The following is a 25,389-nucleotide window of genomic DNA, read 5'->3' on the forward strand; positions in this document are numbered from 1 at the left end:
CGCGTGGCAGCCGGCGCAGCAGTTTGGGGCCCGTTTCGTGCGCGCAGCGCGTCAGGCGGTTCGCTCCAGCTCGCGCAACATGCGTTGCACCGCGCGCGCGGTTTCGATCGGCTTTTCCATCGGATACAGATGGCTGCCCTCGATCCACTCGACGTGCCCGCCGGTCGCGCGCCGCGTCGCGTCGAGACCGACCTGGCGGATTTCCTTCGAGTGCGTGCCGGCGATGAACCCGACCGGCACCGACGCGCCGCGCGCGAGCCGCGCGCCGAGCGTATGCGGCAAAGTTCGGTAGATCTGGTATTCGGTGCGCCGATCGAAGGCGAGCACGCGGGTGCCGTCGGGCGAACTCTGCGGAATGCCGAAGTCGATGTAGTCGGACAGCATGCGCTCGTCCCAGCGCGCGAACGCGGGTTTCGAATGGAAGTGCCGCCAGGCTTCGTCGCGGCTAGCCCATTGCGTGCGGCGCTTGCGCGTCGCGGCGGCGGGCGACAGCCGCTCGTCGAGCCCGGTCCATTGCGACACGCGCAGCATGCTGCTGCGCCAGCCGGCGATCACCGGCGAGTCGAGCATCACGACGCCCCTCACCCACTGCGGCTTTTTCAGCGCCGCCATCAGCGACAGATAACCGCCGAGCGAATGCCCGACGAGCCACACTGGCTGCTCGTACTTGCGCACGATATCGTCGAGCAGTTGGTCGACCAGATGGGGCCAGTCCTGCGTGACCGGAAAGCGCGGATCATGACCGATCCGCTCGATCGAGCGCACCTCGTAGTCGTCGGAGAGTTCGGCGAAGATGGTCCGGTAAGTCGAGGCCGGAAAGCCGTTCGCGTGCGAGAAATGGATGATGTTTTTCAACTGCGGCAATCTCCGTTGTGTTTTTTACGCGCGGGCGGGTGCTGCGCCTCTGCCGCTGCTCATACCGCTGCTTGCGCCCGTTGTCTGCGCCGCTGCGCTCATTGAGCGGCGACGCGCTCAGGGCTCCATCCAGTAGCGGCGCTGCGTGTCGCGATAGCGCTCGAGCGTGAGCGCGGCGCCCTCCTCAGCGCGCACGCCCGGATTGACGTCGACCCTGACGGCGCCATCCCGATCGCTGCGCGCGAGCTCGATATGACGCGCCACATAGCGCGCGAGCACGCCCGCGTTCGGATGATGAAAACGATTCTCGTAGCCTACCTGAAATAACGCGATGGACGGAGCGACAGAGTCGAGGAACGGTTCGGTCGACGAGGTCTTGCTGCCATGATGCGGCACTATCAATACTTGCGCGCGTAGCATCTCGCGATCACGTGCGAGCAGCGCGCGTTCGGTCGGCGCTTCGATGTCGGCGGTCAGCAGAGCCGCGAAACGCGGCGCGTTCGCACTGACCTCCGCCGCCTGGCCTGCATTGGCGGCGGGCAACGTGCTGACTCTCAACACGCAGCAATGTTCGTTCGCCTTGCCGGTGAGCGCCCCGGCGTCCGGCCATAATACGGCGAACTCGACACCGTCCCACTGCCAGCGCTGCCCCGCCACACACGGCAGCGTCCGCGTGCCATGCTGCTTCGCCTTCTGCCACAGCGGATGGTCCGGCTTCAGTCCGGCCACCAGCTGACGAACCTCGATCGCGTCGAGCACTGCCGGCGCGCCGCCCGAATGATCCGAATCGTCGTGGCTGATCATCAGCGTATCGAGCATCGTCACACCTTGCGCCTGCAGGAACGGCACCACCACTCGCTCGCCAGCATGCGTCGATTCCGGGCCGGGGCCGGCATCGAACAGCAACGCGTGATGCGCGGTCTGCACCAGCACCGACGTGCCCTGCCCGACATCGAGCGCAGTCAGACGGAACGCGCCCGATGGCTCGGCGAGCGCGCCGTTTGCACTGGGCATCAGCAGCGGCAGCCACGTCAGCGGCGCCGCCCAGCGCAACGGCCAGCCGCGCGGCGCGAGACACCACAGCACACCGACTGCAGCCGCGGCGAGCGCCCACGCATGCGGCTGCGGCAACCACCACAGCGTCCAGCGCGGTCCCGACACCAGCTCCAGGCCGGCCACGAGACCATCGAGCAGCGTGTGCGCGGCGCGCCACGCGAACGCGTCGAGGGGCGCGGGCAATGCGACGCCCGCGAGCACCGCCGGCGTGACGAGCGCGCTCACCCACGGAATCGCGAACGCATTCGCGAGCGGACCGACGAGCGGAATCTGCGCGAACCAGTAGGCGGTCAGCGGCGCAAGCGCGACCGTCACCGCGAACTGCACGTGCGCGGCGCTGCGCAAGCGTTCGGCGAAGGCACGCAGATGCCGGATCAAGTCAGGACGCAGCGCCAGCCACCTACCATGCGCCGCGCCGCCCTCTTCGTCTTCATGCCGAAGGGACGCCTGTGGACCGCGCACGCGCGGCCGCCCCGCCATCGCGAACAGGATCGCGCCGACCGCGCAGAAAGACAGCCAGAATCCGGCCGACACGACCGCCCACGGATCGACCAGCAGCACGAGCCCGAGCGCCCACGCGAGCACCGTTGAGCGCGCCAGTTGCCGGCCACCGACGAACGCCAGCGCGACGAGTGCGGCCATCCACAGCGCGCGTTGCGCCGGCACGTTGAAGCCCGCGAGCGCGGCATGCAGCGCGGCGAATAGCGCCCCGGCCGTCACGCCGACGAGCTGCGCGGGCAAGCGCAGCGGCCAGTTGCGGCCGAGCCAGCCCGAGCGTCGCCAGATTGCTGCCGCGAGCCAGCCGGTCAGCCCCGCGACCAGGCCGATATGCAAGCCCGAGATCGCCACCAGATGACTCGTGCCGGTGCCGCGCATCAATTGCCAGTCGGCGCGGCTCAGCTGGTCCTGCGCGCCGATCGCGAGCGCGACGACGATGCCGCGATGCGGCGCATCGGCGAGCACCGTGTCGATACGCGCGCGCAACGCGGCGCGCCAGCGGTCGACCAGCACGGCGAGCCCTCGCGCGCGACCGGCGAGCCGCCGCGCATGCTCCGGCACGCTCACGTAACCAGTCGCGCGGACGTTGCGCGCGAGCAGACTCGCCTCGGCATCGCGCACGCCAAAATTCGCGTTGCCGTGCGGGCGCTTCAGGCGCACTGTCAGACGCCAGCGCTCGCCCGGTTCGAGCCGCGGCGCCGGGGCGTCGCGCGCGATCCAGGCGAGTTGGATCACGCGCGGGAAGGCGGCGAGCCGCGCATCGTTGGTCTCGACGTCGAACAGGAAGCGCGCGCCTTTGTTATCGAGCGTTGGCAGTCCCTTGATAGCGCCGACCACCTCGATGTCGCGCCCTTCCCACTCATGCGGCAGACTCACGGCGAGCCGCGTATGAGCGCGCAGAGCCGCATATCCGAAACCGACGCAGATCGCCGCGCACCACACGGCGCCCCAACCGGCGACCCGCCGCATGCGGACATCGCGCCATGCGCGGGTAGCGAACTGGTTCGAAAAGCGCCGCTCGTATTCGAGCCGGTACGCCGCACCCACCCTATCGCCACGCAAACCCCACACGGCAACGCCAGCCGCCGTGGAGCCGGCCAGTATCAACGCCCACCATCCGCCCGCATCCGGCAACACCGCCTGCTGCTGCAGCCAGATCACCCCCAACACAAACCCGCACCAGACTGCCCGCATCCGCCCTCCGCGCCACTGGCGCCGGGCGTCGTCACGCGCCGGCGAGCAGGCAGCAGCGAGCCCGCCGGGCACGGGTGTCGCCCGGCGCGAACCCTTTCGATCAACGGAATCGATTATGCAGAGGAAAGCGCGAGTCGCGGCAGCGCGGCGAGCGCGTTAGCCGTTGTGCCAAGGGCTGCTGCGTCGGAAGTGACACCGCGCAGTTGCGCGAGACTCGCGCCGATCGCCGGAATCTGCTCCGGCGAATTGCGCTGCCTGTACATCCACGATGGCGCGATATCGGGCGCGTCGGTCTCGACGACCAGCGCGTCGAATGGCAGCCGTTCGGCGAGTCGGCGGATCTGCCGCGCGCGCTCGAACGTCAGGTTGCCACCGAACCCGAGATGCAGGCCCTGATCGATATAAGCCTGAGCCTGCTGGAAACTGCCATTGAACGCGTGCGCGATGCCGCGATGGATCTGATGCCGGCGCAATCCCGCGATCACCTGATCCTGCGATTTGCGCACGTGGCAGATGACCGGCAGATCGAACTCGCGCGCGAGTTGCAACTGCCCGTTGTAGAAAAATTGCTGGCGCGCATCGTCCAGACCGTCGACGAAAAAGTCGAGCCCAATCTCGCCAATGCCGACGAAGCGCGGATCGTCGAGACTCGCCTCGATCTCCATGCGCAGCAGGTCAAGGTCGGCGTCGACGGCCCCTGGCGTGTACATCGGATGAATGCCCAGCGCGTACGCGCCGCCGTCGACACGGTGCGCGAGCTCGCGCACCGCCGCGAAGTTCTGTCGTCCGATCGCCGGGATCACGATGCGCGACACGCCCGCATCGCGCGCGGACGCCGCGACCGCGTCACGATCGGCGTCGAACTCCGAAGCGTCGAGATGGCAGTGCGTATCGATCCACATGGGTTGTCTCACTGGCAATGCAACGGAACCGAAGGTGGTCCGGCGGTTCTCGGCGGCGGTCGGTCATCCGCGGACCACCCGCAACGACCGTGCCGGGGTTTTGCTCAACCCGGGCTCAACCCGGGCTCAACCCGGGTTCAGACCGGCACCGGCGGTTCTTCGTGCAGCACGCCGTCGCGCAGCCGCATGATCCGATCGCAGCGCCCCGCCAATTCCGGGTCGTGCGTGACGATCACGAAGCTCGTCTCGAGGGTGCGCGACAGTTCGAGCATCAGGTTGAACACGGTATCGGCGGTGCCGCCGTCGAGGTTGCCGGTCGGCTCGTCGGCGAGCACGCAGGCGGGCTTCGTGACGAGCGCGCGCGCGATCGCGACACGCTGACGCTCGCCGCCCGACAGCTCGCCCGGCCGATGCTTCGCGCGATGCCCCATGCCGACGCGCTCCAGCACCGCCATCGCCTCACGGCGCGCGACTTCGGTCGTCTCGCGACGAATTCGCAGCGGCATCGCGACGTTATCGAGCGCGGAAAACTCCGGCAGCAAATGGTGAAACTGATAAACGAAACCAAGCGCGCGATTGCGCAGGTCGTTGCGCTCGCGCTCGGAGAGCTTCGTGAACGGCTTGCCGAGCACCGACACCTCGCCCGCGCTCGGATCGTCGAGACCGCCGAGCACGTGCAGCAGTGTGCTCTTGCCGGAGCCCGACGCGCCGACGATCGCGAGCTTCTCGCCGCGCCGCACGGCGAGCTCGGCATTGTTGAGCACCTGCACGTTCAGGCCACCCTGCACGAACGATTTGGAAATGCCGGTGGCTTCGAGCACGTACGGATACGATGCGGGGTCCTGAGCGGTCATGGATGAATCGGTTGAGGGATGGACGAGGCGGTCATTCATAGCGCAGCGCCTCCGCCGGACGGACCTTCGCGCCGCGCCAGCTCGGATACAGCGTCGCGAGCGCGGACAGCACGAACGCGATGATGCCGATGCGAGCGACGTCAGCCGGAACCAGCTCGGACGGCAGCTCGCTGATGAAGTACACCGACGGCGGCAGGAACTGCACGCCGAGCAGGTGCTCGATCATCGGCACCAGCCACGGAATGCTCCACGAGATCAGGCAGCCGAGCGCGACGCCGGTCGCCGTGCCGATAAAGCCGATCGTCACGCCCTGCATGACGAAGATCTTCATGATCGAGCCGGGCTGCGCGCCGAGCGTGCGCAGAATCGCGATATCGGCCTGTTTATTGGTCACCGTCATCACCAGCGACGACACCAGATTGAACGCGGCCACAGCAATGATCAGCGTCAGGATGATGAACATCATGCGCTTCTCGATCTGCACCGCCGAGAACCATGTCTTGTTCTGCTGGGTCCAGTCGCGAATGTACAGATCGCCCGACAGCGTGCGCGCGAGCTGACGCGCGACTTCCGGCGCGCGCTGCATGTCGGTGAGGCGCAGCCGCACGCCGGTCGGCGCGGGCAGCCGGAACAGCGCCTGGGCGTCCTTGATGTTGATCAGCGCGAGCGTGCTGTCGTATTCGTAGTGGCCCGACTCGAAGACGCCGACCACCGTGAACTGCTTCAGGCGCGGCAGCATGCCAGCCGGCGTGATCGTGCCTTCGGGCGCGACGAGCGTGATCTTGTCGTTCAACTGCACGCCGAGGTTGGCCGCGAGATCGGCGCCGAGCACGATGCCGAAGTCGCCGGGTACGAGGTCGGTCAGCTTGCCGCCCTTCATTTCCTTGCCGATATCGGACACTTCCGGTTCGAGCGTCGGCTCGATGCCGCGCAACGCGACGCCGCTCACCGCATCCTGGCGCGTGAGCAGCGCCTGGGCCTCGACGTAGGGCGCCGCGCCGATCACCTGCTGGTTCTGCCGCGCTTCCTTCGCGGTGAGCTGCCAGTCGGGCATCGACCCGGTCGGCGAAAAAATCTCGACGTGCGCGAGCACCGACAGCATGCGGTCGCGCACCTCTTTCTGAAAGCCGTTCATCACCGACAGCACCACGATCAGCGCCGCGACGCCAAGCGCGATGCCCGACATCGACACCAGCGCGATGAACGAGATGAAGCCGTTGCCAGTCGTGCGTTTGCCGGCGCGTGTGTAGCGCCAGCCAATCTGCCATTCGTAGGGAAATTTCAAGCGAATCCTTTTGTGCGTTCTTCGACTGTGTGTCGGGAGCGGCGGACATCGAGCGTGCGCCGAGCGGCCCGAGCGTCGTGATCGTTGGGCTCGCGGCGGCGCGGATCGTTCCTCGCCCGCCCAGCCGCCCTGCCGCTCCGCCGACGCATGGAGGCGTGGCTGCACGGTGCGCCGCCCCTGCCGCGCCCAGCGATCAAGCGCGAAGTTTGCCACACAATGCCGCCGGCTCGCGCAAAGCTCATGCCTCGGTTCGCGATCGACAAACCGACCGTGCCTCGTCGAAATACTCGCACCGTTTGCCCTACAATGCGCAGCATCATGCCTGCCGACCGCCTCCATCTTCTGCTGCCCTTCGCGCTGCCCGCCGCGGCCGACGCCTCCACCGCGCTTCACGACATCCAGAGCCCCGCCCTCGACAGGCTGATCGCCCGCGCGACGCTGATCGAACGCGTGATCGGCGAAGATTTCCAGCGCACGCTGCCGCACGAGCGCTGGGTCGCGCGACAATTCGGCGCGCTGCCCGATGGCACGGCAGGCGCCTCGGCCGCCGCCGACGAAGCCCCGCTCGCGCCCTACATGCTGCGCGCCGACGGCGGCGAACCCGGCAGCGCGACGTGGGCCTGCGTGCAGCCGGTGCACGTGCACATCGCGCACGACCACCTGGTGCTGATCGATCCCGCGTCGCTCGATCTGTCGGACGACGAAGCGGCCACGCTGCTCGCGCTTGCGCGTCCGCTGATCGAGGAGCTCGGCGTGCGCATCGAAGCGCCGAAACCGACCCGCTGGTATCTGTCGAGCGACGCGTTCGGCACGCTCGCGGGTGCGTCGCCGTTGCGCGCGAGCGGCCGCAACATCGAGATCTGGCTGCCCCACGAAGCGCATTCCGGCGAACGCTCGCGCGCATGGATGAAGCTGCAGAACGAAGTGCAGATGGCATGGTTCGAGCATCCGGTCAACGAGGCGCGCGAGGCACGCGGGCTGCCGGCCGTCAACTCGATCTGGTTTTACGCGCAAGGCGCCGCGCGGCCGGTGCGCAGTCCGTTCGCGCAGGTGCTGTCCGACGCCGCCGCGACGCGGGGCCTCGCGCTCAGCGCGGGGATCACGCCAGGCGCGCCGCCAGCGTCGTATCGCGAACTGCCGGCGGCGCTGCGCCGTGCAACCAACGGCAGCGGCGCGACACTCGTCGAACTCGATCCATTCTCCGCGCCCTACATTGAACAGGACTGGGCGCGCTGGAACCAGGCATTCGCCGCGCTGCAGACCGACTGGTTCGAGCCGGCGCTCGCGGCGCTGCAGGCGGGCGAACTCGCCGAACTCGACCTCACGCTGTGCGGCGACACCGGCTCGGTGACGCTGACCGTCACGCGCAGCGATCTGCGCAAATTCTGGCGGCGGCGCGTGCTGGCCTCGCTTTTCATCGAATGATCCACGGCCCTTCCGCATGACCCGAATCGTTACGCGCCCCTGCTCCCCCGTCGATGCCGAAGTACTGATCCGCTGCGGCATGCATCCGGTGCTCGCGCGCCTGTACGCATCGCGCGGCGTGTGCCTGCCCGAAGAGGTCGAGACCGGCCTCGCGCGGCTCGTGCCGCCCGTCGAGCTGAAGGGCTGCGACGCGGCCGCCGCGCTGCTCGCGGACGCGCTCCAGCAGCAGCGCCGCATGCTGGTCGTCGCCGACTACGACTGCGACGGCGCGACCGCCTGCGCGGTCGCGGTGCGCGGACTGCGCATGTTCGGCGCGCGCATCGACTATCTGGTGCCGAACCGCATGGAGCACGGCTACGGGCTCACGCCGGACATCGTCGAGCTGGCGGCGCGCGGCGCTACGGGCAAGCCCGATCTGCTGATCACCGTCGACAACGGCATCGCGAGCGTCGACGGCGTCGCCGCCGCCAACGCGCTCGGCATCGACGTGCTCGTCACCGACCACCACCTGCCCGGCGACGAACTGCCCGCCGCGCGCGCGATCGTCAATCCGAACCAGCCGGGCTGCACGTTCCCGAGCAAGTGCCTGGCCGGCGTCGGCGTGATGTTCTACGTGCTGCTCGCGCTGCGCGCCGAACTGCGCCGCCGCGGCGCGTTCGGCGACGCGCTGCCCGAACCGCGCCTCGACGGCCTGCTCGATCTGGTCGCGCTCGGCACCGTCGCCGATGTCGTCAAGCTCGACGGCAACAACCGCGTGCTGGTCGCGCAAGGTCTGCAGCGCATCCGCAAGGGTCGCATGCAGCCGGGGATCGCCGCCCTTTTTCGCGCCGCCGCGCGAGATGCGCGCAACGCGTCCGGCTTCGACCTCGGCTTCGCGCTGGGACCGCGCCTGAACGCGGCGGGGCGGCTGTCGGACATGTCGCTCGGCATCGAATGCCTGACCACCGACGACGTCGGCCGCGCGTGGGAACTCGCGCAGCAGCTCGACTCGATGAACCGCGAGCGCCGCGAAATCGAGGCCGGCATGCAGCAGCAGGCACTGGACGACCTGTCGACGGTCGATCCCGACGGCGCGACCACGATCACGCTGTTCAATCCGGGCTGGCATCAAGGCGTGATCGGCATCGTCGCCGGACGGCTGAAGGAGAAATTCCACCGCCCGTCGTTCACGTTCGCGCCCGCCGACGATACCGGCGTGCTCGTCAAAGGCTCGGGCCGCTCGATCCCGGGCTTCCATCTGCGCGACGCGCTCGATCTGATCTCGAAGCGCGAACCGGACCTGATCGTCAAATTCGGCGGCCACGCGATGGCCGCGGGCCTGACGATCGCCGCCGCGAACGTGCCGCGCTTCACTGCCGCGTTCGAGGCGGTCGGCCGCGAATGGCTGTCCGCGGAGGCGCTCGCGCGCACGGTCGAAACCGACGGCGAGCTGGAAGACGCGTACTTCACGCCGCAATTCGTCGAGATGCTCGACGCGGCCGTATGGGGCCAGGGCTTTCCGGCGCCGGTGTTCTCGGGCGAATTCGAGGTCGCGTCGCAGGCGCTCGTGAAGGACAAGCACCTGAAGCTGCAACTGTTGCGCGGCCGCCAGCGCTTCAACGCGATCTGGTTCAATCACACCGATACGCTGCCCGCGCGCACCACCGTCGCCTACCGGCTCGCGAGCGACACATGGAACGGCGTGTCGCGCGTGCAATTGATCGTCGAGCACGCGGCGAGCTGAAATCTTCCGCAAAATCAATCGCGAACCCGCGCGGGATCGCCCGCGGGGCTCCGGCGCGGCGTGCCGATCGGCTATAATTTCTCCTTTTTACGAAGCTATAAAAGATCGACATGGAAGCGGAACGTCTCAACGCGATCGAAGCCTCTCTGGCCGACCTGCGCAAGCGCGCGGACGACCTACGGGGGTATCTTTGACTACGACGACAAAGCACTGCGTCTAATCGAAGTCAACCGGGAACTCGAAGACCCGGACGTCTGGAACGATGCGAAGCACGCCCAGGCACTCGGTAAGGAAAAGAAGCTGCTCGACGACACGGTCGGCAAACTCACGTCGATCACCAACGACGTGAACGACGCGCAAGACCTGTTCGACATGGCGCGCGAAGAAGCCGACGACGAAACGCTGCTCGCCTGTGAAGCCGATGCCCAGGCCATCGAGGCGCGCGTCGCCGACATGGAATTCCGTCGGATGTTCGCGAACCCGGCCGACCCCAACAACGCGTTTCTCGACATCCAGGCCGGCGCCGGCGGCACCGAAGCGTGCGACTGGGCGTCGATGCTGCTGCGCCAATATCTGCGCTACTGCGAGCGCAAGGGCTTCAAGACCGAAGTGCTCGAGCAGACCGAAGGCGACGTCGCCGGCATCAAGAATGCGACGATCAAGATCGAAGGTGAATACGCGTACGGCTTCCTGCGTACCGAAACCGGCGTGCACCGCCTCGTGCGCAAGTCGCCGTTCGATTCATCGGGCGGCCGTCACACTTCGTTCTCGTCGGTGTTCGTGTACCCGGAAATCGACGACTCGATCGAAGTCGAGATCAACCCGGCCGATCTGCGCATCGACACCTACCGTGCTTCCGGCGCGGGCGGTCAGCACATCAACAAGACCGACTCGGCGGTGCGTATCACGCACATGCCGTCGGGCATCGTCGTGCAGTGCCAGAACGACCGCTCGCAGCACCGCAACCGCGCCGAAGCAATGGCGATGCTGAAATCGCGCCTGTACGAAGCGGAAATCCGCAAGCGCCAGGCCGAGCAGGACAAGCTCGAAGCCGGCAAGACCGATGTGGGTTGGGGCCATCAGATCCGCTCGTACGTGCTCGACAACAGCCGCATCAAGGATCTGCGCACCAACGTCGAAATCAGCAACACGAAGAGCGTGCTCGACGGCGATCTCGATCCGTTCATCAGCGCGAGCCTGAAACAGGGCGTCTAAGCGCGCACGGCGCGGCCACGTTCAGCGATCGGGACCGCGCTTGCTTCGTTTTCCAGTACCGCCTGAGGTTTCTACACTGACTGGCTTCCCGCTTTGCGGCGCACGCCGCGGCGGGCCACCGAATACCAAATCATCATGACTGAACCGACCCAGCCGAATGCGGCCCAGCGGAATGCCGCCCAGCGGAATGCCGCCCAGCCGACTGTCGTGCCCGAAGTGGACGACAACAAGATCATCTCCGAGCGCCGCGAAAAGCTGCGCGAGCTGCGTGAGCAAGGCGTCGCCTATCCGAACGATTTCCGTCCCACGCACCACGCCGAAGATCTGCAGTCGCAGTACGAGCACGCCGACAAGGAAGCGCTCGAAGCGAATCCGCTCGAAGTCGCGATCGCCGGCCGCATGATGCTCAAACGCGTGATGGGCAAGGCGAGCTTCGCGACCGTGCGCGATGGCTCGGGTCAGATCCAGTTCTTCATCACGCCGGCCGACGTCGGCCAGGAAACCTACGACGCGTTCAAGAAGTGGGACATGGGCGACATCGTCGCCGCGCGCGGCGTACTGTTCCGCACCAACAAGGGCGAGCTGTCGGTGCGCTGCACGGAGTTGCGTCTGCTGTCGAAGTCGCTGCGTCCGCTGCCGGACAAGTTCCACGGTCTCGCCGACCAGGAAATGAAGTACCGCCAGCGCTATGTCGATCTGATCGTCACGCCGGAAACGCGCCGCACGTTCGTCGCGCGCACGAAGGCGATCTCGTCGATCCGCAAGTACATGGCCGACGCGAACTTCATGGAAGTCGAAACGCCGATGCTGCACCCGATTCCGGGCGGCGCGGCGGCCAAGCCGTTCTCGACGCACCACAACGCGCTCGACATGCAGATGTTCCTGCGCATCGCGCCGGAGCTGTATCTGAAGCGTCTGGTGGTGGGCGGCTTCGAGCGTGTGTTCGAGATCAATCGTAACTTCCGCAACGAGGGCGTGTCCGTGCGCCACAACCCGGAATTCACGATGATCGAGTTCTACGCGGCCTACACGGACTACAAGTGGCTGATGGACTTCACCGAGCAGCTGATCCGCCAGGCCGCGATCGATGCGCTCGGCACGGCCACCATCACCTATCAGGGCCGCGAGCTCGATCTGTCGAAGCCGTTCCATCGCCTCACGATCACGCAGGCGATCCAGAAATACGCGCCGCAATACACGAACGAACAGCTCGCCGACAGCACGTTCCTGCGCGCCGAATTGAAGAAGTTTGGCGTCGATGCCTCGCAGCCGCAGTTCCTGAACGCGGGCATCGGCTCGCTGCAGCTGGCGCTGTTCGAAGAGACCGCCGAGTCGCAACTGTGGGAGCCGACCTACATCATCGACTACCCGATCGAGGTGTCGCCGCTCGCGCGTGCGTCGGACAAGGTGGAAGGCATCACCGAGCGTTTCGAGCTGTTCATCACCGGCCGCGAAATCGCCAATGGTTTCTCGGAGCTGAACGATCCGGAAGATCAGGCCGCGCGCTTCAGGAAGCAGGTCGACCAGAAAGACGCCGGCGACGAAGAAGCGATGTTCTACGACGCCGACTACATCCGCGCGCTCGAATACGGCATGCCGCCGGCGGGCGGCTGCGGTATCGGCATCGACCGTCTGGTGATGTTGCTGACCGATAGCCCGAGCATCCGCGACGTGATTCTGTTCCCGCATCTGCGTCGCGAAGATTGAGCGACGCTAAGCGCGAGTAGTCGTTGCGCTTCGCGTGCAATGTGATGGTTTTGAATAGCGCCCGGTCGATGCCGGGCGTTTTTTATGCGCGTTTTCGCTTGGCGGGACCGGTTTCTGCGAGCAGTCGTTTTGTAACCGGCGGTAAAAGCCGCGCCAGTGCGCGCAAATCGCCCTGGTCGCAGCGGTCTTGAAAGCTTGCTGAAACAAGGCTCGCCGCGCGGAGGCCACCGGCCCACGCCCGAGGCCGCCATCGAGCCGGTTACAAATGGAAACGCTGCCCGGATCGAATTGCCCGACACTCAGTCTCATAGGCAGTCGGCTCTGTCAGAAGCGGAGGCCCCACATGGACACCCCTACTCATCAACCCACGCAGCCACGTCGTCTTCATCCGTTGATCGCGGTCGCCGCCGGCGCGGTGCTCGTTGCAAGTCTCGTCGCTACCGCCGCGATCACCGGCGTGTTCCCGAAGGCGTCGGGCAACGGCGCACAGAACGATCAGACACAGGCCGCGCAGGTTAGCAGGCAAGTGCCGGGCGTCGTCGATTCGGCCGCACCGGTCAATCCATCCGCGCAACAGCAGCAGGTTCAGGCTCAGCAAGCTGCGCAGCCCGCCCCAGCCCCGCCCCCCGCTCCGGCGCAGCAACAGCAATACGCGCAGCAGCTACAGGCGCCGGCCGCACCTCAGGCGCAGTACGCGCAACAACCCGGGCCGCAAGCAGCGCCCCAGTACGCGCAGCAGCCGGCGCCACAAGCCGCTCATTGCTCGACTTGCGGCACGGTCGTCGCGATCTCTGCAGTTCGGCATGAAGGACATGGCACCGGCATTGGCGCGGTCGGCGGCGCGGTGGCCGGTGGCGTCGTCGGCAACCAGTTCGGGGCCGGCGGCGGGCGTACCGCGATGACGCTGCTCGGCGCGCTCGGCGGCGGGCTCGCCGGCAACTCGGTCGAAAAACATCTGCGCAGCACGACGTCGTATTCGGTGCGCGTGCACATGGAAGACGGCAAGACGCGCTACTTCACCTATCACGAGGCGCCGCCGTTCCACGACGGCGAGCGCGTGCGCGTGCAGAACGGCGGCCTCGTCGCCGACTGACATCGGCCGCGTCAATCACACGCTCCATTCTCGTCGACGCAGCCATGAAAAAAGGCGATTCCATCGGAATCGCCTTTTCTTTGCAGTTCAATGAACCGGTTCGAACGCGAGATCAATAATCCGCGTCTTCGATCCACGCCGCCTGAATCGCTTCGAGAATCTTTTCGCTGGAGCGGTTCGGATCGTCGTCGAAGCCATCGAGCTCCATCACCCAGCGATGCAGGTCGGTGAAACGCACCTGCTGCGGATCGACATCCTGATGCTTGTCGGTCAGAGCCATCGCGATTTCTTGCGTATCGGTCCACTTCATGGCGGCGCCCTCCTGTTAGTGGTTTTCCTTCGCGTGATTGATCGAGTAACGCGGAATTTCGACGACCAGATCCTGCTCGTCCGGCATGATCGCCTGGCACGACAGGCGCGAAGCCGGTTCGAGCCCCCATGCCTTGTCCAACAGATCGTCCTCGTCTTCCTCGGACGGCGTCAAGGCGGCGAAACCCTCACGCACGATCACATGACACGTCGTGCATGCGCACGACTTCTCGCACGCATGCTCGATTTCGATACCGTTATCGAGCAGGTTGTCGCAGATGCTCTTGCCGGGAACGGCGTCGATCACCGCGCCTTCCGGGCACAGTTCGACGTGAGGCAGCACAACGATTTGAGGCATACAGTTTCCGTTTGGGTCTGAGGCACAGCGGCTGCCAGCAATGCCGCGTGCAGGCTCCGTACCATTTTACTGGCGCCGCGCGGACTTTTTAAGTCCAGCCGGCGCCCTCAGTTGATTCGTGCGACGTTCGCGGTTCGTTCGCCCGTTCAGATCTCGTCGAGCTTGCGGCCCGACAGCGCGCGGCGAATCCCCTTGTTCATGCGGCGCGCGGCGAATTCGTCGGTGCCTTCGGCAAGCGCCTTCGTCGCGGCTTCGATCGCGCCGACGTCCTCGCCCGACGCGACATTGCGCAGCGCGGCGAGCAGCGCATCGAGTTCGGCGCGTTCACTGTCGTCGAGCAGTTCCGCGTCGGCCGCGAGCGCCGCGTCGGTCGCTTCGACGAGACGCTGGGCTTCGACCTGCGCCTCGCGCAGAGCGCGCGCCCGCATATCGATTTCAGCGGTCGAAAAGCTGTCTTCGAGCATGCGCGCGATGTCGTCGTCGGCGAGCCCATACGAAGGCTTCACGACGACCGACGCCTCCACGCCCGACGCGAGCTCGCGCGCGAACACGGACAGCAGGCCGTCGGCGTCGACCTGATAGGTCACGCGAATGCGCGCGGCGCCCGCGGCCATCGGCGGAATGCCGCGCAGCTCGAAGCGCGCGAGCGAACGGCAATCGCTGACGAGCTCGCGCTCGCCCTGGACGACGTGAATCGCCATCGCGGTCTGACCGTCCTTGAAGGTCGTGAAATCCTGCGCGCGCGCGACTGGAATCGTCGAGTTGCGTGGAATGATCTTCTCGGTGAGACCACCCATCGTCTCGACGCCGAGTGACAACGGAATCACGTCGAGCAGCAGCCATTCGTCGCCTTCCGCGCCGCGGTTGCCGGCCAGCAGATCGGCCTGGATGGCCGCGCCGAGCGCGACGACCTGGTCCGGATCGAGATTGACGAGCGGCGCCTGGCCGAAGAACGTCTCGACCGCGCGGCGGATCACCGGCATGCGCGTCGCGCCGCCAACCAGCACGACGCCCTTGATGTCCTTCGTCGTGACCTTCGCGTCGCGCAGCGCCTTCTTCGTCGGACCCAGCGTGCGTTGCACCAGCTCGGCCGTGATGGTCTCGAAAGTGGCTTCGTCGATCGTCAGATCGAGCGCGGTGCCGTTGGCAAGCGTGAGCTTGAGGTTAGCCTTCGGCGCGCTCGACAACGCCTCCTTGGCCTCGCGCACGCTATCGAGCAGCAGGCGCACGTCGTGCGGCGCGAGCGTCTGCGGCGCGATGCCGGCCTGTTCGAGCACATGGCGGTACAGCGCATGGTCGAAGTCATCGCCGCCGAGCGCGGAATCGCCGCCCGCCGCCAGCACTTCGAACACGCCCTTGGTGAGCTTAAGAATGGACAAGTCGAAGGTGCCGCCGCCGAGGTCGTAGACCGCGTACAGACCTTCGGCGCCGTTGTCGAGACCGTAGGCGATCGCGGCCGCGGTCGGTTCGTTGAGCAGACGCAGCACGTTCAGCCCCGCGAGGCGCGCGGCGTCTTTCGTCGCCTGGCGCTGCGCTTCGTCGAAGTAAGCGGGCACCGTGATCACCGCGCCGACCAGTTCGTCGCCGAGCGTGTCTTCGGCGCGCTGGCGCAGCGTCGCGAGAATCTCAGCCGATACTTCCACCGGGCTCTTCACGCCGTCCACAGTACGGATCTGCACCATGCCGGGTGCGTCGATGAAGTCGTACGGCGCGTTTTCGGCGCCCTCCACTTCGGCCTTGCCGCGGCCCATGAAGCGCTTGACCGACACGATCGTGTTGCGCGGGTCGCTGGCGGCCTCGGCCTTCGCCCGGCGGCCGATGCGACGGCCGCCCTGTTCCAGGTAGCGCACCACCGAGGGCAGCAGCACGTGCCCGTCTTCGTCGGGCAGCACATCGGGCAGGCCGCTGCGCACGGCGGCGACGAGGGAGTTGGTGGTGCCGAGATCGATGCCGACCGCCAGACGCCGCTGGTGAGGCGCCGGCGCCATGCCGGGTTCGGAGATTTGCAGTAAGGCCATCTGGATCTTCTCGGGGACGTTGTGCCCCGTCCTGAATGTTCGCGTTGCTGGGGGTGATGCCACGGCTCGCGGCCGCTCTGGTTTTTGTTTGTCGCTTGCTACATCGCTGCCTGCCGGTGCTGCTTCGGCGTGTTGCTGCTTGCCGGCGCCGCGCTTTTTGCGCGCGCCGCACGAAACCGGGCTAGCCTTCGAGCCGCTCGATCTGCGCTTCGATTTCCGACGCGACGCGTTCGATGAACATCATCTGCCGCACCGCCTCGGCCGCCGCCTGATTCGCACCGTTATCGAGCGATGCGCCGAGCTTGTCCAAGCGCTGACGTTCCTCGTCGCGCAACTCGATGAGCAGCGCGTCGAGCGCGTCGACGTTCTTCGCCGCGGCCGCATCCTCGATGTTCTCGCGCCACTCCATCTGCTGCATCAGGAACGCGGGCTCCATCGCCGTGTTGTTCTCCGCGCCGACGTTGATGCCGCGCAGCGACAGCAGATAGGTCGCGCGCTTGAGCGGATCGCGCAGCGTCTGATACGCCTCGTTCGCGCGCGTCGCCCATTGCATCGCGATACGCTTTTGCGCATCGCCGGCCGCCGCGAAGCGGTCCGGATGTACCTGCGCCTGCACGGTGCGGTACGCGTGATCGAGCGTGCTCGCGTCGAGCGCGAATTGCGCCGGCAGACCAAACAGATCGAAGTGGCTGTCGTTCAGCGATGCCATCGGATGAAAGTCCGTTGATGAAAACCTGGTGTGGAAACGTTGGGCCGTCTCAGGCGTGAGCGCTTCACGCGCGCACGGATCAAACTAAAAAGGCGGCCCGCGCCGCCTTTGATCCGCCGCACGCGGAAAGTAACGAATCTAGACTCGGAACGACTCGCCGCAGCCGCATTCGTCTTTCACGTTCGGGTTGTTGAACCTGAAGCCTTCGTTCAGCCCTTCGCGCGCGAAATCGAGCTCCGTGCCGTCGATATACGCGAGACTCTTCGGGTCGACCACGACCTTCACGCCGCCTGTCTCGAACACCTGATCTTCCGGCGCGAGTTCGTCCACGTACTCGAGCTTGTAGGCGAGGCCCGAGCAACCGGTGGTGCGCACGCCGACGCGCAACCCGATGCCTTTACCACGGCGGGTCAAATACTTCTGGACGTGCTGTGCTGCCTTTTCGGTCAACGTAATTGCCATAACGTTTCTCAGTTGGCCGGTGTGCTTGGCGCGCGTGTTCGCGCCGCGCTCACCGGTTGCTTCGTTCTTACCTTGTTGCTGCTCAGGCGGCCTTGCCGTCTTCGGCGACCGCCGCTTCGCCGTGGCGCTGCTTGTAGTCGGCGACTGCTGCCTTGATCGCATCTTCCGCGAGGATCGAGCAGTGGATCTTCACCGGCGGCAGTGCCAGTTCTTCGGCGATCTGCGTGTTCTTGATCGACATGGCCTGGTCTAGCGTCTTGCCCTTCACCCACTCGGTGACGAGCGAGCTCGACGCGATGGCCGAGCCGCAGCCGTAGGTCTTGAACTTCGCGTCTTCGATGATGCCGTCCGCGCCGACGCGGATCTGCAGTTTCATCACGTCGCCGCAGGCCGGCGCACCGACCATGCCGGTACCGACCGTGTCGTCGTCCTTGGCGAAGGAACCGACGTTGCGCGGGTTTTCGTAGTGGTCGAGGACCTTGTCGCTATAAGCCATGATTACACTCCTTGATTCGTTTCAACCTGCAATCCGATGAAGGTTCGATGTCGGTTTCGTTCCGCGGGTGCGTCAGTGCGCGGCCCACTGGATGGTCGACAGATCGATGCCGTCCTTGTGCATTTCCCACAGCGGCGACAAATCGCGCAGCTTGGAAATCTTCGTCTTCAGCAGGTTGATCACGTAGTCGATTTCCTGCTCGGTCGTGAAGCGTCCCACCGTGAAGCGGATCGAGCTGTGCGCCAGTTCGTCGTTGCGGCCGAGCGCGCGCAGCACGTACGACGGCTCCAGCGACGCCGACGTGCACGCCGAACCCGACGACACCGCGACGTCCTTCACCGCCATGATCAGCGATTCGCCTTCGACGAAATTGAAGCTGATGTTCAGGTTGTGCGGCACACGCTTTTCCATGTCGCCGTTCACATACACTTCCTCGATTTCCGACAAGCCTTTGAGCAAACGGTCACGCAGCATGCGGATGCGCTCGTTTTCGGTCGCCATCTCTTCACGCGCGATACGGAACGCTTCGCCCATGCCGACGATCTGGTGCGTCGCGAGCGTGCCCGAACGCATACCGCGCTCGTGGCCGCCGCCGTGCATCTGCGCCTCGATCCGGATACGCGGCTTGCGACGCACGTACAGCGCGCCGATGCCCTTCGGGCCGTAGGTCTTGTGCGCCGAGAACGACATCAGGTCGACCTTCAGCTTCTGCAGATCGATCTGGATCTTGCCGGTGGCCTGCGCCGCGTCGACGTGGAAAATGATGCCCTTTTCACGCGTGATCTCGCCGATCGCCTCGATGTCCTGGATCACGCCGATCTCGTTGTTGACCGACATCACCGACACCAGAATCGTGTCCGGGCGCAGAGCCGCCTTGAATGCGTCGAGGTCGATCAGACCGTCGTCCTTGACATCCAGATAGGTGACTTCGAAGCCTTCGCGCTCGAGTTCGCGGGTGGTGTCCAGCACGGCCTTGTGCTCGGTCTTCACCGTGACGATGTGCTTGCCCTTGCTCTTGTAGAAGTGCGCGGCACCTTTCAGAGCGAGGTTGTCCGACTCCGTCGCACCCGAGGTCCAGATGATTTCGCGCGGATCGGCGTTCACGAGCGCTGCGACCTGCTCGCGCGCTTCCTCGACCGCGCGTTCGGCGTTCCAGCCATAAGCGTGGCTACGCGACGCGGGGTTACCGAACTGTTCACGCAGATACGGGATCATCTTGTCCACCACACGCGGATCGATCGGCGTCGTGGCGCTGTAGTCCATGTAGATGGGCAGATGGAGAGAGTCGTTGTTCATCAATTGCTCCGGGGACGTCATGTGCTCTGGCTTCTGGATTCGATATGGGGCTGCGGCGAAAGATTTCTATCGCGTGCCGCGCTTCACGAACCGGCCATGTTGAAAACGGAATTGGGACCCTTGGGCGCCACGCGGACGGGTTCGACCGCCGGTGCGTCGCTGCGCCTGTCGCGCAGCACCGCCGGCGCGCCTTCGCGCGAACGCTGCTGGTCGACCAGATCCTTTAGCGAAACCGAATCGAGGTATTCGACCATTTTCTGGTTCAGCGTCGACCACAGCTCATGCGTCATGCAGTGGCCATCGTGCTGCTTGGTGCCTTCGCACGTGCCCTTGCCGCCGCACTGGGTGGCGTCGAGCGGCTCGTCGACCGCGATGATGATGTCGGCCACCGTCACCTCTTCGGCACGGCGCGCGAGATTGTAGCCACCGCCCGGTCCGCGCACGGACTCGACGATTTCATGACGGCGCAGCTTGCCAAACAGCTGCTCGAGATACGACAGGGAGATGTGTTGGCGCTGGCTGATACCCGCAAGCGTCACCGGGCCCTGCTCCTGGCGCAACGCCAGGTCGATCATCGCCGTGACGGCGAAACGGCCTTTCGTGGTGAGTCTCATATGATGTGGGAACCGCAATTCTCGACAAGTTTTGTCAAGTATAAATACATGACCAATTTAGTCAAGTATGGGCGGCAAATTTTGTGTTATCTGCTTAATTGATCGCCATACTTCGACGCCAGATTCACATGCGCGGCACACGCGGCATGAGGCTGCATTTGTCACCCGAGGGATACGCCCGCGCTCTTCGCCGATACCTAGGCGAGCAACTGCGGGCGCAGCGCGGCGATCAGCCCGCGGCAGGCTGCTTCGCACTGATCGAGCACCAACTCGAAGCCTTCCGCGCCGCCGAAATACGGGTCGACGACCTCTCGCGCGCCGCTCCAGCGGCCATCCGACTCCGGCACGAACTCCATCAGCAGACGGATCTTGTCCCGCTGAGAAGGCGGGCACAGTTGCCGCAACGCGGCGACGTTGCGGTCGTCCATTGCAATCAGCAGATCGAAGCGCTCGAAGTCCGCGACGGTGATCTGGCGGCCGCGCAGCGTGTCGAGGGCATAACCGCGCCGGCGCGCCGCGTGTTGCGCGCGTTCGTCGGGCGGCGCGCCGATGTGCCAATCGCCGGTACCGGCCGAATCGATCAGAATGCGATCCGCGAGCTTCGCCTCGTCGACTAGATGACGCATCACGCCCTCCGCCGTCGGTGAACGGCAGATATTCCCGAGGCAAACGAAACAGATGGACACAGTTTTCATCAGGGATTCTTCGGCGCTCCAGGCGCCGCGCGTGAGGTCATCAGACAGTCAGCGGACTGCGCCGCGATTATACAAACCTCGACGGATTCGCGCCGGGCGTGGTGCCGCGCAAGCGCAGCGGGCTTCGTACCGCCGCGGTCCGCCGCGACTGCCTACGATGCCTCGGCCAGCGGGGTCGCCGCGGCGGCAGGCATCGGTTTAGCGGGCAATGCCGACGCTGTGTCGATCATGCCGTATGACACTGCGCGTGCGAGTTCGGCGGTCAGATGGTTGGCATCGAGCGGCATCTGCGAAGCGCGCGAAGAGGGTTGGCCGTTGACGTGCAGATAGGCGAGCACCGCGAGCGACACAACGATGGCCAGAGGCCAGTACACCGATATTGTCTTTTTCATGATGTGTTTTCCAATTAGGGGCGCATGAGCTTTTGGCGCACTATGCCCAATCGAAATGCTATAGGAATTCACAATCACGAAAAACCCGCGCACACGGGATACATCGTTGCTCGAAATGGAACAGTCAATTGAGAGGTCTTCGGCGAGCGATTGCGGGATCGCTGGCACGAAAAAGAAGACCTTACAAACTCATACAAAGCCGCCGCGACGGAAAGCGATAATGATGGTCTTATTCTTACATCGACATTTCTTTGCACTTGCAACTGGTCCCACAAAATGAAACGCATTGCACCTCTCGCTGGCCTCGTGGCCGCCGCGCTGCTCGGCGGCTGCGCGGTCTATCCCGACGGCACGCCGATGTATGGCAACGGCTACGGCGCCTATAGCGGCTATGACGATTACGCGCCGGGCGTAGCGGTCGTGCCGCAATCCAATGTGTACCTCGGCTACAGCGATTACGGTCCGGGACGCTACTACGGCCCGCCGCCGGGCCGTGGCTTCCGCGGTCATCCGGGCGACAACGACCACGACAATCACGGCAACGATCGTGGCAACAATGGTGGCGGTCCTGGACAGCCGCACGGCGGGCCACCGCCGCAGGGCGCAGCGGGCGGTCCGCACGGCCCGAGCGGGGCGAACGGCGGCCCGCGCCCCGGCGCAGGGGGCCCGCCGCCGGCGCAGCCGCAGCCGCAGCCGCAGCCGCAAGCAGGCAACGGCGGACGGGGCAACGACTGGGTGAGAAATGCGCCTGCCCGTCGCCCGGGGCAACCGACGGAACATTGAGGACGGTCCGACGTCGAGCTAGTCCCGCCCGCGCCCAAGACGACAGCTGTGTGAGCGCGCAGCCGTCAAACCACTCCCACCGCCGCCGGCTCAGCCAATATGGCTGCGCTGGGCGGCATACAACTCCCGGAACGTACGACCCACCGGCGCCGGCATGTCGCGCGTAGCGGTCCAGCCCGCGCCCCCGAGCGGCAGCTTTGCAATCGACCGATTGCGCCCACCTATGCGCTCCAGCACGCGCACGGCGAGTTTCGTAAAGAGCGCATAGGCATCGGGATGCAGCGCGAGCCAACCCCACACCGCCAATCCGGCGCGCTCCTTCCACGGCCGCAGGTGTCGCTCCATCTGCTTTTCGCGCAGCTTGCGCAACAGATCGGACAATGGGATACCGACCGGGCACACGCTGTTGCATTCGCCGCACAACGTTGCTGCTTGCGGCAAATCGAGCGCCTTGTCGATGCCGACATAGCTCGGCGTCAGCACCGAGCCCATCGGCCCCGGATACACCCACCCGTACGCATGTCCGCCGACCTTCTGATACACCGGGCAATGATTCATGCACGCGCCGCAGCGGATGCAGCGAAGCATCTCCTGAAAGTCTCCGCCGATCAGCCCAGTTCGGCCACCGTCGACGAGCACCACGTACATATGCTCTGGCCCGTCCTGATCGCCCGCGCCACGCGGCCCGGTCAGCACCGAAAAATAGTTCGAGGTGGCCTGCCCGGTTGCCGAACGCGGCAGCAGGCGCATCGCGGTCGCGAGATCCTCGAGCGTCGGCAACACCTTCTCGATGCCGGTGACAGCGACGTGCACGCGCGGCATCACTGTGCACATGCCCTCGTTGCCCTCGTTGGTCACGACCACCACCGAGCCCGTTTCCGCGATGATGAAATTGCCGCCCGTCACGCCCATGTCCGCGCTCAGAAAATGCGGCCGCAGCATCTCGCGCGCCTCGCGCGTCATGTCGGGAATCTCGGTGAGCCGCGGCCGGCCGTGGGTCTTCGCAAACAGATCGGCGATCTCGTCTTTATCCTTGTGAACGACCGGCGCGATGATGTGGCTCGGCGGCTCGTTGTTGTTGATCTGCAGGATGTATTCGCCGAGATCGGTTTCGATCGACTGCACGCCCATCTGCCCGAGCACTTCGTTCAGGCGCATTTCCTCGGTGACCATCGACTTGGTCTTGATCACCTTCTTTACGTCGTGCTTGCGCGCGATGTCGCCGACGAGCCGCGCGGCCTCCTGCGTGGTCTCCGCGAATAGCATCGTCACGCCGCGCCGGGTCGCCTCGCGCTCGAAGGTTTCGAGCCACACGTCGAGATTCTCGAGCGCGCGATTGCGACGCTCCTTGAGCGCCGCGCGGGTCGTGGGAAAGTCGATCGCGGTGATCGCGCTGGCGCGCGCCGACACGAACTTCGTAGACAGTTTGGTCAGGTTCTGCTGCAGGCGCTGGTCGGCGAGTTTCTGACCGGCGCGAGCCTTGAACTGCATCGATTGGACTTGCATGGCGGCCCTGAGGAGATCGGATTGAAAACGCGCGGCGCACCCGCGCGCGACGCAATGCGTGAAAGACGCGACAGACGCGACGCGAACAATCGCCGTGTTCGCCGCGCGGGGCTTACACGTCGCCGGCCAGCACCTGCGCGATATGCAGCACGCGCGTCGTGGAGTCGCCCTGGCGGCGCAGCCGCCCTTCGATATTCAACATGCAGCCGAGGTCGCCGAGCACGACCGTACCGGCACCGGTCGCGGCGATGTTGGCGCACTTTTCGTCGACGATCGCAGTCGAGATATCGCCGTACTTGACCGCGAACGTGCCGCCGAAGCCGCAGCAATGCTCGCAGCCGTTCATTTCGGTGACCGCGACGCCGACCTGCGCGAGCAGTTCGCGCGGCTGCGCCTTCACGCCCAGTTCCCGCAGGCCCGAGCATGAGTCGTGATAAGTCACCTGTCCTGCGAACTCGCCCGGTTGCAGCTGCACCTTCGCGACGTTGACGAGGAAGTCCGTCAGTTCGAACACCTTGCCGCGCAGGCAGCCGAAACGGTTCATCAGTTCAGGATCATCGCGGAACAGGTCGCCGTAGTGCGCGCGGATCATGCCGCCGCACGAGCCCGACGGCACCACCACGTAGTCGAACTGTTCGAACTCGCGCAGCGTTTTCTCAGCGAGTTCGCGCGCGAGCCGGCGGTCTCCGGAGTTGTACGCGGGTTGCCCGCAGCAGGTTTGCGCAGGCGGCACCATGACCTCGAAACCGGCGCCTTCGATCAGCTTGATGACCGAAAAACCGATCTCGGGACGCATCAGGTCGATCAGGCACGTGACGAACAATCCGACTCGCATGAGCCCTCCTTTCGGGGAAACGTCCCTGATTATCCGCTGTTTGCCGGTGCAATACCAACGGCCGGAAGGCATAGGAAGCAGCACCGTCGGATTGGAAGCGCGCCTCGAAGCGCGTTCGCTTTTTTCACAATACGAGATACAATCAGTTTTCGCTGTTTGACGCATCCACCGATTCTCATATGAGCGATACGAACCCGGATCCCAAAACCTCGATCCAGGTGATCGAACGCATGATGCGCCTGCTCGACGCACTGGCGGCACATAGCGACCCGGTCAGCCTGAAAGAACTGGCCCTCCGCACGGAGCTGCACCCATCCACCGCGCACCGGATCCTGAACGATATGGTGATGTGCCGGCTGGTCGACCGTTCGGACCCCGGCACCTACCGTCTCGGCATGCGCCTGCTCGAACTCGGCAATCTCGTCAAGGCGCGCCTGTCCGTGCGCGACGCGGCGCTCACGCCGATGCGCGAGCTGCACCGTCAGACCGGACAGACCGTGAACCTGTCGGTGCGTCAGGGCGACGAAATCGTCTATATCGAACGCGCGTATTCGGAGCGCTCGGGCATGCAGGTGGTGCGGGCGATCGGCGGGCGCGCACCGCTCCATCTGACTTCGGTCGGCAAGCTGTTCCTCGCCGCCGACGAAGCCACCCGCGTGCGTGCCTACGCAACCCGCACCGGTCTGTCGGGCCACACGCAAAACAGCATCACCGATCTCGCGAAACTCGAGCGCGAGCTGTCGCATGTGCGCCAGCAGGCCTGCGCGCGCGACAACGAGGAACTGGAGCTGGGCGTGCGCTGCATCGCCGCCGGCATCTACGACGATACGGGCAAGCTGGTCGCGGGGCTGTCGCTGTCGGCGCCGGCCGATCGCTTGCAGGATTCGTGGCTGGGGCAGTTGAGTCAGACCGCGTTGATGATTTCGGAGTCGCTAGGCTACCGGCCGCAGGCGCAGCAGGATCATTCGCACGGCTCGCACGGCTCGCACGGTTCGCACGGCCAGCATTCGTAGGCCGCACGCACAGGGACCGCCTGACAGCCGTTGCACCGCTGCGCTCGCCGTCTTCGACGCCAACGAAAAAAGCCTCGCATCCGCGAGGCTTTTTCT

The 25,389-nt window shown here is 65.5% G+C and carries 24 protein-coding genes; 7 read left to right on the forward strand and 17 right to left on the reverse strand.

Translation table 11 applies throughout. The annotated features are described in order from the left end of the window. Positions 1–51: 51 nt before the first annotated feature. The 5 genes from AB3X86_RS05310 to AB3X86_RS05330 form a co-directional block, all read right to left on the reverse strand. Positions 52–855 (reverse strand): alpha/beta fold hydrolase, encoded by an 804-nt coding sequence (locus AB3X86_RS05310; protein ID WP_368595169.1) that lies wholly within the window; start codon positions 853–855, stop codon positions 52–54. A gap of 117 nt (positions 856–972) precedes the next feature. Next, on the reverse strand, positions 973–3,603 hold the full coding sequence (locus tag AB3X86_RS05315) for a DNA internalization-related competence protein ComEC/Rec2 (protein ID WP_368595170.1): 2,631 nt from the start codon (positions 3,601–3,603) through the stop codon (positions 973–975). Between the two features lie 113 nt (positions 3,604–3,716). Further along, a complete protein-coding gene (locus tag AB3X86_RS05320) occupies positions 3,717–4,505 on the reverse strand; it encodes a TatD family hydrolase (protein ID WP_368595171.1) in 789 nt (262 codons plus the stop codon). 137 nt (positions 4,506–4,642) lie between these two features. After that, complete coding sequence (lolD, locus tag AB3X86_RS05325) at positions 4,643–5,398, reverse strand: lipoprotein-releasing ABC transporter ATP-binding protein LolD (RefSeq protein ID WP_013089806.1); 756 nt, start codon at positions 5,396–5,398, stop codon at positions 4,643–4,645. Further along, positions 5,391–6,644, reverse strand: a complete 1,254-nt coding sequence (locus AB3X86_RS05330) for a lipoprotein-releasing ABC transporter permease subunit (RefSeq protein WP_368595172.1) — start codon at positions 6,642–6,644, stop codon at positions 5,391–5,393. The genes lolD and AB3X86_RS05330 overlap by 8 nt, the downstream gene beginning before the upstream one ends. A 306-nt stretch (positions 6,645–6,950) precedes the next feature. Here AB3X86_RS05330 and AB3X86_RS05335 point away from each other — a divergent pair, with 306 nt between their 5' ends. From AB3X86_RS05335 to AB3X86_RS05355, 5 genes are all read left to right on the forward strand, one after another. Further along, complete coding sequence (locus AB3X86_RS05335) at positions 6,951–8,069, forward strand: regulator (RefSeq protein ID WP_368595173.1); 1,119 nt, start codon at positions 6,951–6,953, stop codon at positions 8,067–8,069. Positions 8,070–8,085: 16 nt separating this feature from the next. Further along, positions 8,086–9,792, forward strand: coding sequence for a single-stranded-DNA-specific exonuclease RecJ (gene recJ / locus AB3X86_RS05340; protein ID WP_368595174.1), 1,707 nt, complete (start codon positions 8,086–8,088; stop codon positions 9,790–9,792). 110 nt (positions 9,793–9,902) lie between these two features. Then, positions 9,903–11,007 (forward strand): peptide chain release factor 2 gene (prfB, locus tag AB3X86_RS05345; RefSeq protein ID WP_013089810.1). Its coding sequence is split into 2 segments (ribosomal slippage): positions 9,903–9,983 and positions 9,985–11,007, totalling 1,104 coding nucleotides; the frame shifts between segments, so codons are not numbered across the junction. A gap of 135 nt (positions 11,008–11,142) precedes the next feature. Then, positions 11,143–12,714: a lysine--tRNA ligase gene (lysS, locus tag AB3X86_RS05350; protein ID WP_368595175.1), complete on the forward strand. Its 1,572-nt coding sequence runs from the start codon at positions 11,143–11,145 to the stop codon at positions 12,712–12,714. A gap of 343 nt (positions 12,715–13,057) precedes the next feature. After that, positions 13,058–13,807, forward strand: a complete 750-nt coding sequence (locus tag AB3X86_RS05355) for a glycine zipper 2TM domain-containing protein (RefSeq protein ID WP_368595176.1) — start codon at positions 13,058–13,060, stop codon at positions 13,805–13,807. A gap of 112 nt (positions 13,808–13,919) precedes the next feature. Here AB3X86_RS05355 and iscX read toward each other — a convergent pair whose 3' ends face one another. The 10 genes from iscX to AB3X86_RS05405 form a co-directional block, all read right to left on the reverse strand. Continuing rightward, a complete protein-coding gene (gene iscX, locus AB3X86_RS05360; RefSeq protein ID WP_176379970.1) occupies positions 13,920–14,117 on the reverse strand; it encodes a Fe-S cluster assembly protein IscX in 198 nt (65 codons plus the stop codon). 15 nt (positions 14,118–14,132) lie between these two features. Then, entirely contained in the window at positions 14,133–14,474 is a 342-nt protein-coding gene (fdx, locus tag AB3X86_RS05365; protein WP_013089813.1) for an ISC system 2Fe-2S type ferredoxin, read from the reverse strand. Between the two features lie 146 nt (positions 14,475–14,620). Beyond that, on the reverse strand, positions 14,621–16,492 hold the full coding sequence (gene hscA / locus AB3X86_RS05370; protein ID WP_368595177.1) for a Fe-S protein assembly chaperone HscA: 1,872 nt from the start codon (positions 16,490–16,492) through the stop codon (positions 14,621–14,623). A gap of 181 nt (positions 16,493–16,673) precedes the next feature. Further along, positions 16,674–17,201, reverse strand: a complete 528-nt coding sequence (gene hscB / locus AB3X86_RS05375) for a Fe-S protein assembly co-chaperone HscB (protein ID WP_176369793.1) — start codon at positions 17,199–17,201, stop codon at positions 16,674–16,676. 138 nt (positions 17,202–17,339) lie between these two features. Beyond that, positions 17,340–17,663, reverse strand: coding sequence for an iron-sulfur cluster assembly protein IscA (gene iscA, locus AB3X86_RS05380; RefSeq protein WP_368595178.1), 324 nt, complete (start codon positions 17,661–17,663; stop codon positions 17,340–17,342). 82 nt (positions 17,664–17,745) lie between these two features. Beyond that, the gene (gene iscU / locus AB3X86_RS05385) at positions 17,746–18,159 is read right to left on the reverse strand and encodes a Fe-S cluster assembly scaffold IscU (protein ID WP_013089817.1); all 414 of its coding nucleotides are present in this window, start codon (positions 18,157–18,159) and stop codon (positions 17,746–17,748) included. Between the two features lie 72 nt (positions 18,160–18,231). After that, on the reverse strand, positions 18,232–19,455 hold the full coding sequence (locus tag AB3X86_RS05390) for an IscS subfamily cysteine desulfurase (RefSeq protein WP_176108193.1): 1,224 nt from the start codon (positions 19,453–19,455) through the stop codon (positions 18,232–18,234). A gap of 83 nt (positions 19,456–19,538) precedes the next feature. Continuing rightward, on the reverse strand, positions 19,539–20,069 hold the full coding sequence (iscR, locus tag AB3X86_RS05395) for a Fe-S cluster assembly transcriptional regulator IscR (RefSeq protein WP_013089819.1): 531 nt from the start codon (positions 20,067–20,069) through the stop codon (positions 19,539–19,541). Between the two features lie 197 nt (positions 20,070–20,266). Beyond that, entirely contained in the window at positions 20,267–20,764 is a 498-nt protein-coding gene (locus AB3X86_RS05400) for a low molecular weight protein-tyrosine-phosphatase (RefSeq protein ID WP_368595179.1), read from the reverse strand. Between the two features lie 152 nt (positions 20,765–20,916). Next, positions 20,917–21,156 carry a hypothetical protein gene (locus AB3X86_RS05405; RefSeq protein ID WP_368595180.1) on the reverse strand — a complete coding sequence of 80 codons (240 nt, stop codon included), beginning with the start codon at positions 21,154–21,156 and terminating at the stop codon, positions 20,917–20,919. A 276-nt stretch (positions 21,157–21,432) separates the two neighbouring features. Here AB3X86_RS05405 and AB3X86_RS05410 point away from each other — a divergent pair, with 276 nt between their 5' ends. Further along, positions 21,433–21,939 carry a hypothetical protein gene (locus tag AB3X86_RS05410; protein ID WP_368595181.1) on the forward strand — a complete coding sequence of 169 codons (507 nt, stop codon included), beginning with the start codon at positions 21,433–21,435 and terminating at the stop codon, positions 21,937–21,939. 90 nt (positions 21,940–22,029) lie between these two features. Here the strand turns inward: AB3X86_RS05410 and AB3X86_RS05415 are convergent, their stop codons facing one another. Next, the gene (locus AB3X86_RS05415; RefSeq protein WP_368595182.1) at positions 22,030–23,445 is read right to left on the reverse strand and encodes a lactate utilization protein B; all 1,416 of its coding nucleotides are present in this window, start codon (positions 23,443–23,445) and stop codon (positions 22,030–22,032) included. A 112-nt stretch (positions 23,446–23,557) separates the two neighbouring features. After that, positions 23,558–24,280: a (Fe-S)-binding protein gene (locus AB3X86_RS05420; protein WP_368595183.1), complete on the reverse strand. Its 723-nt coding sequence runs from the start codon at positions 24,278–24,280 to the stop codon at positions 23,558–23,560. 179 nt (positions 24,281–24,459) lie between these two features. Here AB3X86_RS05420 and AB3X86_RS05425 point away from each other — a divergent pair, with 179 nt between their 5' ends. Next, positions 24,460–25,293, forward strand: coding sequence for an IclR family transcriptional regulator (locus AB3X86_RS05425; protein ID WP_368595184.1), 834 nt, complete (start codon positions 24,460–24,462; stop codon positions 25,291–25,293). The last annotated feature ends 96 nt before the right edge of the window (positions 25,294–25,389 follow it).

The sequence above is a fragment of the Paraburkholderia sp. BR14374 genome, assembly GCF_040948685.1.
GTDB classification, from domain to species: Bacteria; Pseudomonadota; Gammaproteobacteria; order Burkholderiales; family Burkholderiaceae; genus Paraburkholderia; species Paraburkholderia youngii.

Coding starts and splice junctions, on each gene's coding strand:
- fdx (WP_013089813.1), bottom strand. CDS start 14,474: ATGCCTCAAATCGTTGTGCTGCCTCACGTCGAACTGTGCCCGGAAGGC.
- hscB (WP_176369793.1), bottom strand. CDS start 17,201: ATGGCATCGCTGAACGACAGCCACTTCGATCTGTTTGGTCTGCCGGCG.
- lysS (WP_368595175.1), top strand. CDS start 11,143: ATGACTGAACCGACCCAGCCGAATGCGGCCCAGCGGAATGCCGCCCAG.
- recJ (WP_368595174.1), top strand. CDS start 8,086: ATGACCCGAATCGTTACGCGCCCCTGCTCCCCCGTCGATGCCGAAGTA.
- AB3X86_RS05415 (WP_368595182.1), bottom strand. CDS start 23,445: ATGCAAGTCCAATCGATGCAGTTCAAGGCTCGCGCCGGTCAGAAACTC.
- AB3X86_RS05390 (WP_176108193.1), bottom strand. CDS start 19,455: ATGAACAACGACTCTCTCCATCTGCCCATCTACATGGACTACAGCGCC.
- AB3X86_RS05425 (WP_368595184.1), top strand. CDS start 24,460: ATGAGCGATACGAACCCGGATCCCAAAACCTCGATCCAGGTGATCGAA.
- AB3X86_RS05315 (WP_368595170.1), bottom strand. CDS start 3,603: ATGCGGGCAGTCTGGTGCGGGTTTGTGTTGGGGGTGATCTGGCTGCAG.
- iscX (WP_176379970.1), bottom strand. CDS start 14,117: ATGAAGTGGACCGATACGCAAGAAATCGCGATGGCTCTGACCGACAAG.
- iscU (WP_013089817.1), bottom strand. CDS start 18,159: ATGGCTTATAGCGACAAGGTCCTCGACCACTACGAAAACCCGCGCAAC.
- AB3X86_RS05335 (WP_368595173.1), top strand. CDS start 6,951: ATGCGCAGCATCATGCCTGCCGACCGCCTCCATCTTCTGCTGCCCTTC.
- AB3X86_RS05355 (WP_368595176.1), top strand. CDS start 13,058: ATGGACACCCCTACTCATCAACCCACGCAGCCACGTCGTCTTCATCCG.
- AB3X86_RS05420 (WP_368595183.1), bottom strand. CDS start 24,280: ATGCGAGTCGGATTGTTCGTCACGTGCCTGATCGACCTGATGCGTCCC.
- iscR (WP_013089819.1), bottom strand. CDS start 20,069: ATGAGACTCACCACGAAAGGCCGTTTCGCCGTCACGGCGATGATCGAC.
- AB3X86_RS05410 (WP_368595181.1), top strand. CDS start 21,433: ATGAAACGCATTGCACCTCTCGCTGGCCTCGTGGCCGCCGCGCTGCTC.
- AB3X86_RS05320 (WP_368595171.1), bottom strand. CDS start 4,505: ATGTGGATCGATACGCACTGCCATCTCGACGCTTCGGAGTTCGACGCC.
- iscA (WP_368595178.1), bottom strand. CDS start 17,663: ATGGCAATTACGTTGACCGAAAAGGCAGCACAGCACGTCCAGAAGTAT.
- AB3X86_RS05400 (WP_368595179.1), bottom strand. CDS start 20,764: ATGAAAACTGTGTCCATCTGTTTCGTTTGCCTCGGGAATATCTGCCGT.
- AB3X86_RS05405 (WP_368595180.1), bottom strand. CDS start 21,156: ATGAAAAAGACAATATCGGTGTACTGGCCTCTGGCCATCGTTGTGTCG.
- lolD (WP_013089806.1), bottom strand. CDS start 5,398: ATGAATGACCGCCTCGTCCATCCCTCAACCGATTCATCCATGACCGCT.
- hscA (WP_368595177.1), bottom strand. CDS start 16,492: ATGGCCTTACTGCAAATCTCCGAACCCGGCATGGCGCCGGCGCCTCAC.